Here is an 18114-nt window from a genome sequence, read left to right as displayed (position 1 = left end):
CCGCCACCGCTACCCTACTCATTTTCGGAGATGTGTTATGTCTGATACCAAACGTAATACAATCGGCAAATTCGGCTTGCTCTCGCTGACTTTTGCCGCCGTTTACAGCTTTAACAACGTTATCAATAATAATATTGAGCTTGGACTGGCCTCGGCACCGATGTTTTTCCTCGCGACGATTTTTTATTTTATTCCCTTCTGTCTGATCATCGCAGAATTTGTTTCGTTAAATAAAAACTCAGAAGCTGGTGTCTACGCGTGGGTAAAAAGTTCGCTGGGCGGGCGTTGGGCATTTATTACTGCCTATACCTACTGGTTCGTAAACCTGTTCTTTTTCACCTCGCTGTTACCGCGCGTTATTGCTTATGCTTCGTATGCCTTCCTCGGCTACGAATATATTATGACACCGGTTGCCACCACCATTATCAGTATGGTGCTGTTCGCCTTCTCCACCTGGGTTTCTACCAACGGGGCGAAAATGTTGGGGCCAATTACCTCCGTCACTTCAACGCTGATGCTGCTGTTAACGCTCTCCTACATTTTACTGGCAGGTACGGCACTGGTTGGCGGCGTACAGCCTGCCGATCCGATCACCGTTGACGCGATGATCCCGAACTTCAACTGGGCGTTCCTCGGCGTTACCACCTGGATCTTTATGGCCGCAGGTGGCGCGGAGTCCGTCGCGGTGTACGTTAACGACGTCAAAGGCGGTTCGAAATCGTTCGTTAAAGTGATCATCCTCGCCGGGATTTTTATCGGTGTGCTGTATTCCGTCTCCTCGGTGCTGATTAACGTCTTCGTCAGCAGCAAAGAGTTGAAATTTACTGGCGGCTCGGTACAGGTATTCCACGGCATGGCGGCGTATTTTGGTCTGCCGGAAGCGTTGATGAATCGCTTTGTCGGTCTGGTGTCCTTTACCGCGATGTTCGGTTCCCTGCTGATGTGGACCGCAACGCCGGTGAAAATTTTCTTCTCCGAAATCCCGGAAGGTATCTTTGGTAAGAAAACCGTCGAACTTAACGAAAACGGCGTTCCGGCGCGCGCAGCGTGGATCCAGTTCCTGATCGTCATCCCGCTGATGATTATCCCGATGCTCGGTTCCAATACCGTGCAGGATCTGATGAATACCATTATTAATATGACCGCCGCAGCGTCCATGCTTCCGCCGTTATTCATCATGCTGGCTTACCTGAATTTACGCGCCAAATTAGATCACCTGCCACGTGATTTCCGTATGGGTTCCCGCCGCACCGGTATTATCGTTGTTTCAATGCTGATTGCGATATTTGCCGTAGGGTTTGTCGCTTCGACATTCCCGACTGGCGCGAATATTCTGACCATCATTTTTTATAACGTCGGCGGTATTGTTATCTTCCTCGGCTTTGCGTGGTGGAAATACAGTAAATATATAAAGGGATTAACGGCTGAAGAGCGCCATATTGAAGCGACGCCAGCCAGCAATGTTGATTAAGCAGACTAATAAAAAATGAGCAGGCATTTTCCCTCTTCCTGGATGGGGAGAGGGAAAATAGTTTCTGCCTTTATATTTTTATAATTACAACGATAAAAGGCTGTACTTTTTCTTTAGCTCATGGATTAACACGATGAAATTAATCACTGCACCATGCAGAGCATTACTTGCTCTGCCGTTTTGCTACGCCTTTTCTGCGGCAGGAGAAGAAGCACGTCCGGCAGAACATGACGACACAAAAACACCCGTAATGACCTCGACATCTTCTCCTTCATTTCGTTTTTACGGCGAATTAGGGGTTGGTGGATATATGGATTTAGAGGGTGAGAATAAACATAAATACAGTGACGGCACCTATATTGAAGGTGGCCTGGAGATGAAGTACGGCTCCTGGTTCGGCCTGATTTACGGCGAAGGCTGGACCGTGCAGGCCGACCACGACGGTAATGCCTGGGTGCCTGACCATAGCTGGGGCGGTTTCGAGGGCGGGATTAACCGTTTCTATGGCGGTTATCGTACCAATGATGGCACCGAAATCATGCTCAGTCTGCGTCAGGATTCCTCGCTGGATGACCTGCAATGGTGGGGCGATTTCACGCCCGATCTGGGCTACGTCATTCCCAATACCCGCGACATTATGACTGCGCTGAAGGTGCAGAACTTAAGCGGCAACTTTCGTTATAGCGTCACCGCCACACCTGCCGGACATCATGACGAAAGCAAAGCCTAGCTACATTTTGGCAAGTACGATCGCTACGACGACAAATACACCTATCCGGCAATGATGAACGGTTACATCCAGTATGACCTTGCCGAAGGCATCACCTGGATGAACGGTCTGGAAATCACCGACGGCACAGGACAACTCTATCTGACGGGCCTGCTTACCCCTAACTTTGCCGCTCGCGCCTGGCACCATACCGGACGCGCCGACGGGCTGGACGTACCGGGAAGTGAAAGCGGGATGATGGTGAGCGCCATGTATGAAGCGTTAAAGGGCGTTTATCTCTCCACCGCTTACACCTACGCCAAACATCGCCCTGACCACGCTGACGATGAAACCACCTCTTTCATGCAGTTTGGTATCTGGTACGAATACGGCGGCGGACGTTTCGCAACGGCTTTTGATAGCCGCTTCTACATGAAAAATGCCTCTCACGATCCCAGCGACCAAATCTTCCTGATGCAATATTTTTACTGGTAATAAGGACTGTAATCTCATGAAAATAAAAACTATTTTAACGCCAGTAACCTGCGCTCTGCTGATAAGTTTTTCCGCCCATGCCGCTGACGCCGACAATTATAAAAACGTGATTAACCGTACTGGCGCGCCGCAGTACATGAAGGATTACGATTACGACGATCACCAGCGTTTTAATCCGTTTTTCGATCTCGGAGCCTGGCATGGTCATCTGTTGCCAGACGGCCCGAACACCATGGGCGGCTTTCCGGGCGTTGCGCTGCTGACGGAAGAGTACATCAACTTTATGGCCAGCAATTTCGACCGCCTGACTGTCTGGCAGGACGGCAAGAAAGTCGACTTCACGCTGGAGGCATACAGTATTCCCGGCGCGCTGGTGCAAAAACTGACAGCAAAAGATGTGCAGGTTGAAATGACTCTTCGCTTCGCCACGCCGCGCACGTCACTACTGGAAACCAAAATCACCAGCAATAAACCGCTGGATCTGGTGTGGGACGGCGAACTACTGGAAAAACTGGAAGCGAAAGAAGGGAAACCGCTTTCCGATAAAACCATTGCTGGCGAATACCCTGACTATCAGCGCAAAATCAGCGCCACCCGTGATGGCCTGAAAGTCACCTTTGGCAAAGTGCGCGCCACCTGGGATCTGCTGACCTCCGGTGAATCAGAATATCAGGTGCATAAATCCCTGCCGGTGCAGACTGAAATCAACGGTAATCGCTTTACCAGTATGGCGCATATCAACGGTTCGACGACGCTCTACACCACCTATTCCCATCTGCTGACCGCTCAGGAAGTTAGCAAAGAGCAAATGCAGATCCGCGATATTCTGGCGCGTCCGGCGTTCTATCTCACCGCCTCGCAGCAACGCTGGGAAGAATACCTGAAGAAAGGGTTAACCAATCCGGATGCGACGCCGGAACAGACGCGCGTCGCGGTGAAAGCGATCGAAACGCTCAACGGTAACTGGCGCTCGCCTGGGGGGGCGGTGAAATATAACACCGTCACGCCGTCGGTGACCGGACGCTGGTTCTCCGGCAATCAGACCTGGCCGTGGGATACCTGGAAGCAGGCGTTTGCGATGGCGCATTTCAATCCGGACATCGCCAAAGAGAATATCCGCGCGGTCTTCTCCTGGCAGATCCAGCCTGGCGATAGCGTGCGTCCGCAGGATGTGGGCTTTGTCCCCGATCTGATAGCGTGGAACCTTAGCCCCGAGCGTGGCGGCGATGGCGGCAACTGGAACGAACGTAATACCAAACCCAGCCTTGCCGCCTGGTCAGTAATGGAAGTGTATAACGTCACCCAGGATAAAGCCTGGTTGGCAGAGATGTACCCGAAGCTGGTGGCCTATCACGACTGGTGGTTACGTAATCGCGATCACAACGGCAACGGCGTGCCGGAATATGGTGCGACCCGCGACAAAGCCCACAACACCGAGAGCGGCGAGATGCTGTTTACGGTGAAAAAAGGCGACAAAGAAGAGACGCAGTCTGGGCTGAACAACTACGCCCGTGTGGTGGAGAAAGGCCAGTACGACAGTCTGGAAATTCCGGCACAGGTTGCTGCGTCGTGGGAATCAGGTCGTGATGACGCCGCCGTCTTTGGGTTTATCGACAAAGAACAGCTGGATAAATATGTCGCTAATGGCGGCAAACGTAGCGACTGGACGGTGAAATTCGCCGAAAACCGCAGTCAGGAAGGAACGTTGCTGGGATACTCGCTATTGCAGGAGTCGGTGGATCAGGCCAGCTATATGTACAGCGATAACCATTATCTGGCGGAGATGGCAACCATACTCGGTAAGCCGGAAGAGGCCAAACGCTATCGCCAGTTGGCACAGCAGCTCGCGGACTACATCAACACCTGTATGTTCGACCCGACTACACAGTTTTACTATGACGTGCGCATTGAAGATAAACCACTGGCGAACGGCTGCGCGGGCAAACCGATTGTCGAGCGCGGTAAAGGGCCAGAAGGCTGGTCACCGCTGTTTAACGGTGCGGCAACGCAGGCCAACGCCGACGCGGTGGTGAAGGTGATGCTCGATCCTAAAGAGTTCAACACCTTTGTACCGCTGGGAACGGCGGCGTTAACCAATCCGGCTTTTGGCGCTGATATCTACTGGCGCGGGCGCGTATGGGTGGATCAGTTCTGGTTTGGTCTGAAAGGGATGGAGCGTTACGGTTATCGCGATGATGCCCTGAAGCTGGCGGATACGTTCTTCCGGCACGCCAAAGGATTAACCGCCGATGGCCCAATTCAGGAGAATTACAACCCGCTGACTGGCGCACAGCAAGGCGCACCAAATTTCTCCTGGAGTGCCGCGCATTTGTATATGTTGTATAACGATTTTTTCCGTAAGCAGTAATTTGCAACAGCTGGCGGATGCGGCGTGAACGCCTTATCCGCCCTAGCCCGCGGCATCGGGGGTATACGCACTCTTTTCTTTTAAACTGCGGTAAAAACCGGAATGCAACTGACCGAAATTAATAAAATAATACTGATTTGCCGTCTGACGTTTAATGGTCCGACGGTTATGCGCCCTGTTCACTGACTGGTGCTGGAGCTGTTGAGTTGAACAAACGGGTCAGCCGCTCTCCGGGGGGCCAGTGAGCAAACACGGCACTATCTGCCCCCTGAAAGAAAGGAATTCATTACATGGTAACACCATGCCACATCAAAGCCAGTGCAGGTATGACATTGCCCCTGGCCCTGGAGAACCAGGAGAGCTGCAGGACACGTCTGGAAGAGATGATAAATTTAATCAACAGGAATACAGACTGCAGCACGGGTGTTCCTGACCAGGTTAACGCACTGGTGGCTACCATGGCGGACGCTCTGCAGCCGTACACAATGATGACGAACGAACTGCCGGAGTATCCGAACATGCCGGGACGTGTCCTGTACATTCCTGAGCCGTTCAGTTTCTGTTTTTCCGGCCACACCATCACCTTCACGAACACGAAAAGGGATTACAACGGGGCCAATCTCGTGAACATTGCGGTCAGCAAGGACGGGGGGAATGCCCGTGGCGATGCTGACTGTGCCCTGTTTCACGCCTTTGTCACAAAAATGATGTCACGCAGTCGCCAGCCAGGAACATATGATTTCTTTCCCTCACTCAAGGAAGAAAAACAAGGGGAAGGAATGCATTTCATGGTAACACCACGTAACTCCAGCATCAGCGCGGGCGCGATAATGTCTCGGCCCCTGCTGCAGACCCAGCACGGCTGTGAAATTCTGAATAAGATAATAAATTTAATCAACGCGGATACGGACGAGGTTAATGAACTGGTAGTTGCCATGACGAACGCGCTGTTTCTGTATCAGACGGTGGTGAGGACTGAGCTGCAACGCACTGAGCCATTCACTGAGCCGTTCAGGTTCAGTTTCTTTTTTTCCAGCCACACCATCACCTTTACGAAGGCGGAGAGTAATAGCAAATTAGTGCAGATTGAGATCAGTAGGGGCGGGGTGACGGTCCGTGAATGTGTTGGCAGTGCCCGGTTTCGCACCATTGCCGCGGCAATGGTGTCATGCCGTATCAGTGAGGCCGCTGCAACTTCCCTGGCCCTGCAGCAGACCCTGCACAGTCGGGTAATTCTGAAGCTGATGATAAAATTAATCAACGCGGATACGGACCGCAGCATAGCTGTTCCTGACCGGGTTAACGAACTGGCAGTTGCCATGACGAACGCACTATATCGGTACCAGACGGTGAGGGGTGATAAGCAGATAATCCCTGAATCGTTCAGTTTCGGATTTTCCGGCCATACCATCACCGTCACGCCGGGAAGGTATAGTCGCTCTGTGAACCTTAAGGTCTGTGGGGGCGGGGTGCCAGCTTGTGCAACAGCTGACCGTACTCTGTTTCGCACCATTGCCGCAGCACTGGTATCAAGCAACCAGCAAGGAACACTTGATTTCAGATCCTCCCTCCCCTTCCTGGCGGAAGGAAACCTGAGCACGGAAAATGAGGCTACCCCGCCACTGCCCACCCGCCCCCGCGTCCAGGTAAGGCGGAAAGTGGCCAAAAGGGCCAGCCCCCACGTCAAAAACATCCGAAGTTTCAGGTCTTCACAGCCCTTACTGATGGATGGAAATCAGAGTGCGGAACATGCGCCTGGCCCGCAATTGCCCTCCGTCCGGGCAAGACAGAAAGGGACCAAAAAGCCCCCATTATCGGCGAAGTCATCCTGAAATGGTCGAAGTTGCCCCCGGATGAGCGGGCTAAAGATAGCGTGATTGACTATCTTCATAGCCTGCCGTCCTGTCAGGACGACCACCACGTTACCTATTAATTTTTCGAACACCGTACTTGCACAACGAGAGGTGTCCATATACAGATAAGACGCGACAAGCGTCGTATCCGGCATTTCCAATGGGCGTATTCTTTTTGAATCCCATCACAAACCCCGCACTCCCCTTTTCCCTTTTCTCTGGCGACGGCTAAATTAGAACTCATCCGACCACATAACAATTATTTTACATACTGGACAATTTTATGAGCTACCCGTCGCTGTTCGCCCCGCTGGATTTAGGCTTCACCACGTTAAAAAACCGAGTACTGATGGGTTCAATGCACACGGGACTGGAGGAATACCCGGACGGCGCTGAACGGCTGGCAGCGTTTTACGCGGAACGCGCCCGTCATGGCGTGGCGTTGATTGTTAGCGGCGGTATTGCACCAGATTTAACAGGCGTTGGCATGGAAGGCGGCGCAATGCTCAATGACGCAAGCCAGATCCCGCACCATCGCACCATAACCGAAGCCGTACATCAGGAAGGCGGCAAAATCGCCCTGCAAATTTTGCATACCGGGCGCTACAGCTACCAACCGCATCTGGTCGCTCCTTCCGCATTGCAGGCTCCCATCAACCGTTTCGTTCCCCATGAGTTAAGCCATGAAGAGATCCTGCAACTGATCGACAATTTCGCCCGCTGCGCGCAACTGGCGCGGGAGGCCGGATACGACGGCGTAGAAGTGATGGGTTCCGAAGGGTATTTGATCAACGAGTTTCTGACCCTGCGCACCAACCAGCGTAGCGACCAGTGGGGCGGCGATTACCCTAACCGGATGCGCTTTGCAGTTGAAGTGGTGCGAGCAGTGCGCGAACGCGTCGGCAATGACTTCATTATTATCTACCGTCTGTCGATGCTCGACCTGGTAGAAGGCGGCGGTACTTTTGCCGAAACGGTAGGGCTGGCGCAGGCCATTGAAGCGGCGGGCGCGACCATTATCAACACCGGCATTGGCTGGCATGAAGCACGTATTCCGACCATTGCCACGCCCGTGCCGCGCGGTGCCTTTAGCTGGGTCACGCGCAAACTGAAAGGCCACGTCTCGCTGCCGCTGGTGACCACCAACCGGATTAACGATCCGCAGGTTGCCGACGACATTCTCTCGCGCGGTGATGCCGATATGGTATCGATGGCGCGACCGTTTCTTGCTGATGCGGAGCTGCTGTCAAAAGCGCAATCAGGGCGAGCCGATGAGATCAACACTTGTATTGGCTGCAATCAAGCCTGCCTCGATCAGATCTTCGTTGGCAAAGTCACCTCGTGCCTGGTGAATCCTCGCGCCTGCCACGAAACCAAAATGCCGATCCTTCCTGCCGTGCAGAAAAAAAATCTGGCGGTGGTCGGCGCAGGTCCGGCAGGGCTGGCGTTTGCCATTAACGCGGCGGCGCGTGGTCATCAGGTAACGTTGTTTGATGCTCACAGTGAGATCGGCGGTCAGTTTAATATCGCCAAACAGATCCCTGGCAAAGAGGAGTTTTACGAAACGCTGCGCTATTACCGCCGGATGATCGAAGTGACGGGCGTGACGCTGAAACTCAATCACACCGTGACGGCGGATCAGTTACAGTCGTTCGATGAAACGATCCTCGCTAGCGGGATCGTACCGCGCATTCCACCTATCGACGGAATCGATCATCCGAAGGTGTTGAGTTATCTCGACGTACTGCGCGACAAAGCGCTTGTGGGCAAAAAGGTAGCAATCATCGGTTGTGGCGGGATTGGTTTTGATACGGCGATGTTTTTAAGTCAGCCGGGTGAGTCCACCAGCAAGAACATTGCCGAGTTCTGTAATGAGTGGGGGATCGACAGCAGCCTGCAACAGGCTGGTGGCTTAAGCCCGCAGGGAATGCAGATCCCGCGTAGCCCACGGCAGATTGTGATGCTCCAGCGCAAAGCCAGCAAACCGGGACAGGGGTTAGGCAAAACCACCGGCTGGATCCATCGCACCACCCTGCTCTCGCGCGGCGTGAAAATGATCCCAGGCGTAAGTTATCAGAAGATCGACGATGACGGGCTGCATGTGGTGATCAACGGCGAAACGCAGGTATTAGCAGTGGACAATGTGGTGATCTGCGCAGGGCAAGAGCCAAACCGCGCGCTGGCGCAACCGCTGATTGATAGCGGGAAAACTGTGCATTTAATTGGCGGCTGCGATGTAGCTATGGAGCTGGACGCACGACGGGCAATTGCCCAGGGAACACGGCTGGCGCTGGAGATTTAAATCGTTATTTGAAGCGCCGGATGCGACGCTTGCCGCGTCTTATCCGACCTGGGGGTAACGTGCTGAACGTATGCCAGATAAGGCGTTTACGCCTTATCTGGCAGGTAGCTGCCAATCTTACCGACGACGCCCCAGCTTCACTGCTTTCAGCACCACAAATTTATTATTCGTGGCGATGGTGGTGCAGTTGCCGAAAATCTTCTTCAGTTTATGGAAGTAATCCAGGTGACGGTTGGCAACGATATATAGCTCGCCGTTGATTTTCAGACAGCGGCGGGCGTGGTGGAACATCTCCCAGGCGACGTTATCGGTCAGCGCATGTTGCTGATGAAACGGCGGGTTGCAGAGCACAGCATTAAAGCGGAAAGGCTCCACGCCGGAGAGCGCGTTGTTGATCATAAACTCGCAGCGATCCAACGCCTCTGGCATGTTGGTTTCAACGTTCAAACGGCTGGAAGCAACCGCCATCGGCGATTCATCGACAAACACCACTTTCGCCTGCGGGTTTTTATCAAGCAGCGTCAGACCAATAACGCCATTACCACAACCGAGATCGACAATCTCACCTTCGAGATTCTCTGGCAGATGCTGCATAAAGAAGCGCGCGCCAATATCCAGCCCGGTGCGGGAGAAGACATTCGCATGGTTGTGGATAGTCCAGTCAGTACCTTCCAGTTTCCAGCTAACGGTCTGCGGCGCATCGGCCAGCGGCGGCTCGTTGAAAGTACAGTTAATTAAGCGTGCCTTCTTCCATGCCAGCGTGGTGGTGGTCGGGCCGAGCACTTTTTCGAACAGTTCCAGCGTGGAAGTGTGGATGTCACGGGCTTTGGCACCGGCAATAATACGTGTATCCGGCGTGACCACTTTGCGCAGCGCACGCAGTTGTTGTTCCAGCAACGCCAGTGTTTTCGGTACTTTGATCAGTACCACGCCCGGCTGTTGCGGGTAGTCGGCGGTGCTGTCGAGAAACTTCACGCTCGACTCATCAATCCCGTTGAGGCGTAAATTCTCGCGCGTCGCCAGTTCGCTGATGTATGAGTCGCCAATGCTGTATGGCTTATGTTCCGCCAGCGCACAACTTAACGCACCAAAGGCATCATTCAGGATCAACACCGGGCCGCGGATTTCTGTGTCGTCCAACTGTTGCAGCAAATATTCATCCGCCGCTTCCCACGCCTGTAGTGGGTTAACGTCATCCGTCGCCGGAAAACGTTGTAGTGTCAGTGAACGGAAACCGTTGTCTAAGTGGCTCATCGGCCCTCCTGAATGATAAAATTTCGACGTTGCCCCTGAAAAGGGTGCGTGAGTATACCCTTTTTCTCTTTTTCGTGGGCGGTTATGAGCAATCTTACTTATCTTCAGGGTTATCCCGACCAGCTACTTTCCCAGGTGCGAACGCTGATTAACGAACAGCGTCTGGGCGATGTGCTGGCAAAACGTTATCCGGGAACACACGACTACGCCACCGATAAAGCCCTCTGGCAATATACCCAGGATCTGAAAAATCAGTTTCTGCGCAATGCCCCGCCGATCAATAAAGTGATGTATGACAATAAGATCCACGTGCTGAAAAACGCGCTCGGATTACATACTGCCGTTTCGCGTGTGCAGGGCGGTAAGCTGAAAGCAAAGGCGGAGATCCGCGTCGCTACCGTGTTTCGCAACGCGCCGGAACCGTTTTTGCGCATGATCGTGGTGCACGAGCTGGCGCACCTGAAGGAGAAAGAGCATAACAAAGCGTTTTACCAGTTGTGCTGTCATATGGAACCCCAGTACCACCAGCTTGAGTTCGACACCCGACTGTGGCTAACCCAGTTGTCGCTTGGGCAGGACAAAATCTGAAAATGATGTCAGGCGTTATCTTTTCTTCCTTTAGCGCCTAAAATCGACCTCCCCCCTTTCGTTAAGGATAACGACCATGCTGCGCGCCTTTGCCCGCCTTCTTCTCCGTATTTGTTTTTCTCGCCGGACTCTAAAGCTTGGCTGTTTATTGTTGCTTATAGCAGGAGCGACCATTTTTATTGCCGATCGCGTTATGGTCAACGCCAGCAAGCAGCTGACCTGGAGCGATGTCAATGCAGTTCCGGCGCGTAACGTGGGTTTATTGCTGGGGGCGAGGCCGGGTAATCGCTACTTTACCCGACGTATTGATACCGCAGCAGCGTTGTACCACGCCGGAAAAGTGAAATGGCTACTGGTAAGTGGCGATAACGGACGTAAAAATTACGATGAAGCCTCAGGTATGCAGCAGGCTTTGATCGCTAAAGGCGTACCGGCGAAAGTGATCTTCTGCGACTATGCCGGATTCTCAACGCTTGATTCCGTGGTGCGTGCCAAAAAGGTGTTTGGTGAAAACCATATCACCATTATTTCGCAAGAATTTCATAACCAACGCGCCATCTGGCTGGCAAAACAGTACGGCATCGACGCTATCGGCTTTAACGCGCCAGACCTCAATATGAAGCACGGTTTTTATACTCAGTTACGGGAGAAACTCGCCAGAGTCAGCGCGGTGATTGACGCCAAAATCCTCCATCGCCAGCCGAAATATCTCGGGCCATCGGTCATGATTGGGCCGTTTAGTGAGCATGGCTGTCCGGCGCAGAAATAATGCGTATCTGCGCACGTCGAAGATGAAAAAGGCGTGCTACATTGACGGCAGAATCCCTTTATGGAGTATCCACGCGTTATGATACGTTTCGCTGTGATTGGTACGAACTGGATCACTCGCCAGTTCGTCGAGGCCGCCCATGAGAGCGGTAAATACAAGTTAACCGCCGTATATTCCCGCAGCCTTGAACAGGCCCAGCACTTTGCCAATGATTTTTCTGTCGAGCATCTGTTTACGTCGCTGGAAGCGATGGCAGAAAGCGATGCCATTGACGCGGTGTATATTGCCAGCCCGAATGCCCTGCACTTTTCCCAGACACAACTTTTCCTTAGCCACAAAATTCATGTGATTTGCGAGAAGCCGCTGGCATCGAATCTGGCGGAAGTGGATGCCGCCATTGCCTGTGCGCGGGAAAATCAGGTGGTGCTGTTTGAGGCATTTAAAACCGCCAGCCTGCCGAACTTTCATCTGTTACGCCAGGCACTGCCGAAAGTCGGCAAACTGCGTAAAGTCTTTTTCAACTATTGCCAGTATTCCTCGCGGTATCAACGTTACCTGGATGGTGAGAATCCCAACACCTTTAATCCGGCATTCTCTAACGGTTCAATTATGGATATCGGCTTTTACTGCCTGGCGTCGGCGGTGGCATTATTCGGTGAACCGAAAAGCGTGCAGGCAACCGCCAGTTTGCTGGCAAGCGGTGTGGATGCCCACGGCGTGGTGGTGATGGATTACGGTGATTTCAGCGTTACGTTGCAGCACTCAAAAGTGAGCGATTCTGTCCTGGCAAGCGAGATTCAGGGCGAAGCAGGATCGCTGGTGATTGAAAAACTGTCTGAATGCCAGAAAGTTTGCTTTGTTCCGCGTGGCAGCCAGATGCAGGATCTCACCCAACCGCAGCATATTAATACCATGCTCTACGAAGCAGAGCTGTTTGCTGAACTGGTGGATGAACATCTGGTGGATCATCCAGGGCTGGCGGTCAGTCGCATCACCGCCAAACTGCTGACTGAGATCCGCCGCCAGACTGGGGTGATTTTTCCGGCAGATAGCGTAAAACAATAATGGTTACCGTAAAGCAGTGTAAAAGGCATGTAACAGACCATTGACTGACTGAATGGTCTGTCATACTTTGTTACCTGCAAAGGGGAGTAACTTCATTGCCGGTCGATCGTCATTACGATGTGTGCAAAACCACATCCGGTCACCGGGCAACCCGAAAGGAATACGCAGACGTATTCCTTTTTTGTTGTAAGTGAGACCTTGCCGGAAGGCGAGGTCTATGCATAAAAAGCAGCGGCTGACGTCTTCCGACGTTGGCCGTTTTTTTATGTGTAAGGAACTTCTATGAATACTGTCGGCACGCCGTTGCTATGGGGCGGATTCGCTGTTGTTGTCGCCATTATGCTGGCTATCGACCTGTTGTTGCAGGGGCGTCGTGGGGCACATGCCATGACCATGAAACAGGCTGCGGCCTGGTCGCTGGTCTGGGTGACGCTGTCGTTACTGTTTAACGCCGCTTTCTGGTGGTATCTGGTGCAAACCGAAGGTCGCGCCGTTGCCGATCCACAGGCACTGGCCTTTCTCACGGGTTATCTGATTGAGAAATCGCTGGCGGTCGATAACGTCTTTGTCTGGCTGATGTTGTTCAGCTATTTCTCTGTTCCGGCGGCGTTACAACGGCGCGTGCTGGTGTATGGCGTACTCGGGGCGATTGTTCTGCGTACCATCATGATCTTCACTGGCAGCTGGCTGATTTCGCAGTTCGACTGGATCCTGTATATCTTCGGTGCCTTCCTGCTGTTTACCGGCGTGAAGATGGCGCTGGCCCATGAAGATGAATCAGGCATTGGCGACAAGCCGCTGGTGCGCTGGCTGCGCGGTCATTTGCGCATGACCGACACCATCGACAACGAGCATTTCTTTGTGCGTAAGAATGGCTTGCTGTATGCCACGCCGCTGATGCTGGTGCTGATTCTGGTGGAATTGAGCGACGTGATTTTCGCCGTGGATAGCATTCCGGCTATCTTCGCCGTGACCACTGACCCGTTCATTGTGCTGACCTCAAACCTGTTTGCGATCCTCGGCCTGCGTGCGATGTATTTCCTGCTGGCGGGCGTAGCAGAACGTTTCTCGATGCTCAAATATGGCCTGGCGGTGATTCTGGTGTTTATCGGTATCAAGATGCTGATTGTCGACTTCTACCATATTCCAATCGCCGTCTCGCTGGGCGTGGTTTTTGGCATTCTGGTGATGACGTTTATTATCAACGCCTGGGTGAATTATCGGCATGATAAGCAGCGGGGAGAATGATTCGCTGTATATTAAGCCATTACTAGCGATAACTCATTCCAGACAAAGGTGAGCTATTAATTATGTAATCGGCTTATAGCTCTTTACAAAAAGACCGCACGGGTGTTGGTGGCGTCAAAATCGCCGAAGCGTTCCCTGGAGGCCGGGGCGACGCGCATGGATGCGCGGCGAGGGCGCATCTTACAGGGACGTTCCCTTGCGCCCGACCCGGTAGCCGCAAGGGATAAGCTGAGGGAACCGCGCAGCGGCGATTTTGTTCGCCAGAGCCTGGGGGTGCAGGGGGCGGCGGCGATTGGCCGCCCCCTGCGCGCTCCCTGCGGCAGTGACTTTATATGGCATAGCACATTAAAGGAGCGCAACCGTTCTCATATTCCAAATAGTTTTGCCCATATGTTATCTAATCAGCCTTAGTAGCCAGTCCTTCCCTCTGTTTATGTCAAATAAATGTAACCATTAAGTTGCAAAATATGACCTCTCTTTAAAATCCAGCATTTTTCGCTTCCCGAAGCTGTAACTTTCCTTATACTCGACCTTGCAAACACTTTGTTACATCCTGAAAGATGCGTCGACAGAACGCACCAGGGATGTGCGACAACACAATGAAAGGATCGAAAAATGACTACGCAACGTTCACCGGGGCTATTCCGGCGTCTGGCTCATGGCAGCCTGGTAAAACAAATCCTGGTCGGCCTTGTTCTGGGGATTCTTCTGGCATGGATCTCAAAACCCGCGGCGGAAGCTGTTGGTCTGTTAGGTACTTTGTTCGTCGGCGCACTGAAAGCCGTTGCCCCCATCCTGGTGTTGATGCTGGTAATGGCATCTATTGCTAACCACCAGCACGGGCAGAAAACCAATATCCGCCCTATTTTGTTCCTCTATCTGCTGGGCACCTTCTCTGCTGCTCTGGCCGCAGTAGTCTTCAGCTTTGCCTTCCCTTCTACCCTGCACTTGTCCAGTAGCGCGGGTGATATTTCGCCGCCGTCTGGCATTGTCGAAGTGATGCGCGGGCTGGTAATGAGCATGGTTTCCAACCCCATCGACGCGCTGCTGAAAGGTAACTACATCGGGATTCTGGTGTGGGCAATTGGCCTCGGTTTCGCACTGCGTCACGGTAACGAGACCACCAAAAACCTGGTCAACGATATGTCGAATGCCGTCACCTTTATGGTGAAACTGGTCATTCGCTTCGCACCGATCGGTATTTTTGGTCTGGTTTCTTCTACCCTGGCAACCACCGGTTTCTCCACACTGTGGGGCTACGCGCAACTGCTGGTCGTGCTGGTTGGCTGTATGTTACTGGTGGCGCTGGTGGTTAACCCATTGCTGGTGTGGTGGAAAATTCGTCGTAACCCGTTCCCGCTGGTGCTGCTGTGCCTGCGTGAAAGCGGTGTGTATGCCTTCTTCACCCGCAGCTCTGCAGCGAACATTCCGGTGAATATGGCGCTGTGTGAAAAGCTGAATCTGGATCGCGATACCTATTCCGTTTCTATTCCGCTGGGAGCCACCATCAATATGGCGGGCGCAGCAATCACCATTACCGTGTTGACGCTGGCTGCGGTTAATACGCTGGGTATTCCGGTCGATCTGCCCACAGCGCTGCTGTTGAGCGTAGTGGCTTCTCTGTGTGCCTGTGGCGCATCCGGCGTGGCGGGGGGGTCTCTGCTGCTGATCCCACTGGCCTGTAATATGTTCGGTATTTCGAACGATATCGCCATGCAGGTGGTTGCCGTTGGCTTTATCATCGGCGTATTGCAGGACTCTTGCGAAACCGCGCTGAACTCTTCAACTGACGTGCTGTTCACTGCGGCAGCTTGCCAGGCAGAAGACGATCGTCTGGCAAATAGCGCCCTGCGTAATTAATTGTTTAACCCCTTTCGTCTACGGCGGAAGGGGTTTTCTCTACTTTAAAAGGATCAATTCCCCTTTTCTGCATCCGCCAGAAACGAATGATATTCAGGCCATTCATGAGCAGAAAACTCCCCTCAATCATCGTGCCGCCTATCGACCCCGCCCAGAAGTTGTGAATCACCCAGCAACACGTTGAAAACCACATTACGCAGCGCATGGTCAGCCCTTTACAGCGGAACAACGCCCAGGTACTGACAATCGTGCCGATTACCGGCAGTAGTTCGACAGGATGATGGAACTTCGCGAGGCCAATTCCGCCAGTCAGCACAATAAAAATCGCCATTACCCATAAGCTGCGCGTGCGTAAGGTAATCAATGTACGAATGGCATTAAGGATGGCACTGGCACCGGCGGGATAGGTGCCCAGAAGAAAAAAATGTACGCCAATAACGGCGCTATAGACCGAAAGCTGCTTTTTAAAGCGGCGTTCGTCACGGTTGAAAAATGTTGTGATACCAATCAGAAAGGCGATGACACCCACGCCCTGGGCCAGCCAATACGCGGTCATGATAAATCCTTAGCAGGTCTGGAAAAGCAAACGGCGCTTCACATTATGAAACGCCGTTTTTTATTAACAACTCATTTCGACTTTATAGCGTTACGCCGCTTTTGAAGATCGCCAGTTCGCGGAAGTCGTTACGCTCGTTACAGGTTTGCTTACCGTTGGCAAACTCAACGATGGTATCGATGAATTCTTCCAGCAACTGCGGCATCGCTTTACCGTGGATCAGCTGACCCGCGTCAAAGTCGATCCAGTGTTTTTTCTTCGCCGCCAGTTCGCTGTTGGTGGCGATTTTCACCGTCGGTACAAAGCCGCCGTATGGCGTGCCGCGACCAGTACTGAACAGCACCATATGGCAGCCCGCACCCGCCAGAGCGCTGGTCGCTACGGCATCGTTACCTGGCGCACTTAACAAGTTCAGCCCCGGCGTTTTCAGACGCTCGCCGTAACGCAGCACGTCAACCACGACACTGGAACCGGCTTTCTGGGTACAGCCAAGGGATTTATCTTCCAGCGTGGTGATACCCCCCGCTTTGTTCCCCGGCGATGGGTTTTCGTAGATCGGCTGGTCATGGGCAATAAAGTACTGTTTGAAGTCATTGACCATGGTGACCAGTTTTTCAAACGTTGCTTCGTCACGGCAATGGTCCATCAGCAACTGCTCTGCGCCGAACATCTCCGGCACTTCGGTCAGTACGGTAGTACCGCCGTTAGCAATCACGTAGTCAGAGAAACGCCCCAGCATCGGGTTAGCAGTAATACCAGAAAGACCGTCAGAACCACCGCACTCCAGACCAAACTTCAGTTCGCTAAGTTTGCCTGGCTCGCGCTTGTCGTTGCGCATCACGTTATACAGCTGATGCAGATGCTCGATCCCGGCTTCGATCTCATCATCCTGCTGTTGGCAGATCATGAAATGAACGCGTTCAGGATCGATATCGCCCAGCGTTTCACGGAATGCGGCAACCTGGTTGTTTTCGCAGCCCAGACCAATCACCAGCACTGCGCCCGCGTTCGGGTGGCGCACCATGTTTTGCAACATAGTCCGCGTATTGATGTGATCGTCGCCCAGCTGTGAGCAGCCGTAGGTGTGGCTGAAGAGGAACACGCCGTCAGTACCTTCGGCGTTGTTGGTCTCTTTCAGGAAACGGTTCTGGATCTGCCGCGCGATGCCGTTAACACAGCCCACGGTTGGCAGGATCCACAGCTCATTGCGCACCCCGACATCGCCGTTAGCGCGACGATAGATCTGCACTTCACGATCTGCCGCTTGCGCAGGCAGATCCTGAAAATCAGGTTGATAGCGATACTGATCCAGATCGCTCAGATTCGTGCGCGTATTGTGGGCGTGAACGTGTTCCCCCGCCGCAATATCCGCCAATGCATAACCAATCGGCAGGCCATATTTGATGACGTTGGCCCCTTTTGCGATATCCGTTAACGCAAATTTATGTCCACGAGCAACAGCCTGGCGCAGCGTAACAGTCTGGTTATCGACACTGACTTCTGTGCCTTCCGCCAAATCTGCTAAAGCGACCGCGACGTTATCCAGCGCATGGATCTTGATGTATTGCATATCAAC

12 protein-coding genes and 1 pseudogene are annotated in these 18114 nt (G+C 52.9%); 10 read left to right on the top strand and 3 right to left on the bottom strand.

Annotated elements, in window-relative coordinates; genetic code table 11:
• The first annotated feature begins 37 nt into the window (after positions 1–37).
• The 5 genes and pseudogenes from ACJHX3_RS03270 to fadH all read left to right on the top strand — a co-directional run bounded on the left by ACJHX3_RS03270 (position 38) and on the right by fadH (position 9198).
• Positions 38–1471, top strand: a complete 1434-nt coding sequence (locus ACJHX3_RS03270) for an amino acid permease (protein ID WP_001285446.1) — start codon at positions 38–40, stop codon at positions 1469–1471.
• A gap of 133 nt (positions 1472–1604) precedes the next feature.
• A pseudogene (gene ygjJ, locus ACJHX3_RS03265) lies at positions 1605–2675 on the top strand (protein YgjJ).
• A gap of 16 nt (positions 2676–2691) precedes the next feature.
• A complete protein-coding gene (gene ygjK / locus ACJHX3_RS03260) occupies positions 2692–5043 on the top strand; it encodes an alpha-glucosidase (RefSeq protein WP_024044314.1) in 2352 nt (783 codons plus the stop codon).
• Positions 5044–5333: 290 nt separating this feature from the next.
• The gene (locus ACJHX3_RS03255; RefSeq protein WP_024044313.1) at positions 5334–6875 is read left to right on the top strand and encodes a hypothetical protein; all 1542 of its coding nucleotides are present in this window, start codon (positions 5334–5336) and stop codon (positions 6873–6875) included.
• Between the two features lie 304 nt (positions 6876–7179).
• Positions 7180–9198 (top strand): NADPH-dependent 2,4-dienoyl-CoA reductase, encoded by a 2019-nt coding sequence (gene fadH, locus ACJHX3_RS03250; RefSeq protein ID WP_000121430.1) that lies wholly within the window; start codon positions 7180–7182, stop codon positions 9196–9198.
• A gap of 117 nt (positions 9199–9315) precedes the next feature.
• On the opposite strand, the gene rlmG is transcribed toward fadH, so the two are convergent.
• Positions 9316–10452: a 23S rRNA (guanine(1835)-N(2))-methyltransferase RlmG gene (gene rlmG / locus ACJHX3_RS03245; RefSeq protein ID WP_000018671.1), complete on the bottom strand. Its 1137-nt coding sequence runs from the start codon at positions 10450–10452 to the stop codon at positions 9316–9318.
• A gap of 84 nt (positions 10453–10536) precedes the next feature.
• Here rlmG and ACJHX3_RS03240 point away from each other — a divergent pair, with 84 nt between their 5' ends.
• The 5 genes from ACJHX3_RS03240 to sstT all read left to right on the top strand — a co-directional run bounded on the left by ACJHX3_RS03240 (position 10537) and on the right by sstT (position 15982).
• Complete coding sequence (locus ACJHX3_RS03240) at positions 10537–11040, top strand: M48 family metallopeptidase (RefSeq protein WP_001308964.1); 504 nt, start codon at positions 10537–10539, stop codon at positions 11038–11040.
• 76 nt (positions 11041–11116) lie between these two features.
• A complete protein-coding gene (locus tag ACJHX3_RS03235) occupies positions 11117–11809 on the top strand; it encodes a vancomycin high temperature exclusion protein (protein WP_000942561.1) in 693 nt (230 codons plus the stop codon).
• Positions 11810–11887: 78 nt separating this feature from the next.
• The gene (locus tag ACJHX3_RS03230; protein WP_001308965.1) at positions 11888–12874 is read left to right on the top strand and encodes a Gfo/Idh/MocA family protein; all 987 of its coding nucleotides are present in this window, start codon (positions 11888–11890) and stop codon (positions 12872–12874) included.
• 282 nt (positions 12875–13156) lie between these two features.
• Positions 13157–14122, top strand: a complete 966-nt coding sequence (gene alx, locus ACJHX3_RS03225) for a TerC family membrane protein Alx (RefSeq protein WP_001098805.1) — start codon at positions 13157–13159, stop codon at positions 14120–14122.
• Between the two features lie 615 nt (positions 14123–14737).
• Positions 14738–15982: a serine/threonine transporter SstT gene (gene sstT, locus ACJHX3_RS03220; RefSeq protein WP_000211655.1), complete on the top strand. Its 1245-nt coding sequence runs from the start codon at positions 14738–14740 to the stop codon at positions 15980–15982.
• Positions 15983–15986: 4 nt separating this feature from the next.
• Here sstT and ACJHX3_RS03215 read toward each other — a convergent pair whose 3' ends face one another.
• Both ACJHX3_RS03215 and uxaA read right to left on the bottom strand, forming a co-directional pair.
• A complete protein-coding gene (locus ACJHX3_RS03215) occupies positions 15987–16538 on the bottom strand; it encodes a YgjV family protein (RefSeq protein WP_000128138.1) in 552 nt (183 codons plus the stop codon).
• Between the two features lie 82 nt (positions 16539–16620).
• Positions 16621–18108, bottom strand: coding sequence for an altronate dehydratase (gene uxaA / locus ACJHX3_RS03210; RefSeq protein WP_001199356.1), 1488 nt, complete (start codon positions 18106–18108; stop codon positions 16621–16623).
• Between the last annotated feature and the right edge of the window lie 6 nt (positions 18109–18114).

Source organism: Escherichia sp. WS1265, from assembly GCF_046487585.1.
GTDB lineage: Bacteria > Pseudomonadota > Gammaproteobacteria > Enterobacterales > Enterobacteriaceae > Escherichia > Escherichia coli.
The sequence above is the reverse complement of the archived record's forward strand: the minus strand, read 5'-3'. Positions and strand labels throughout refer to the sequence as shown.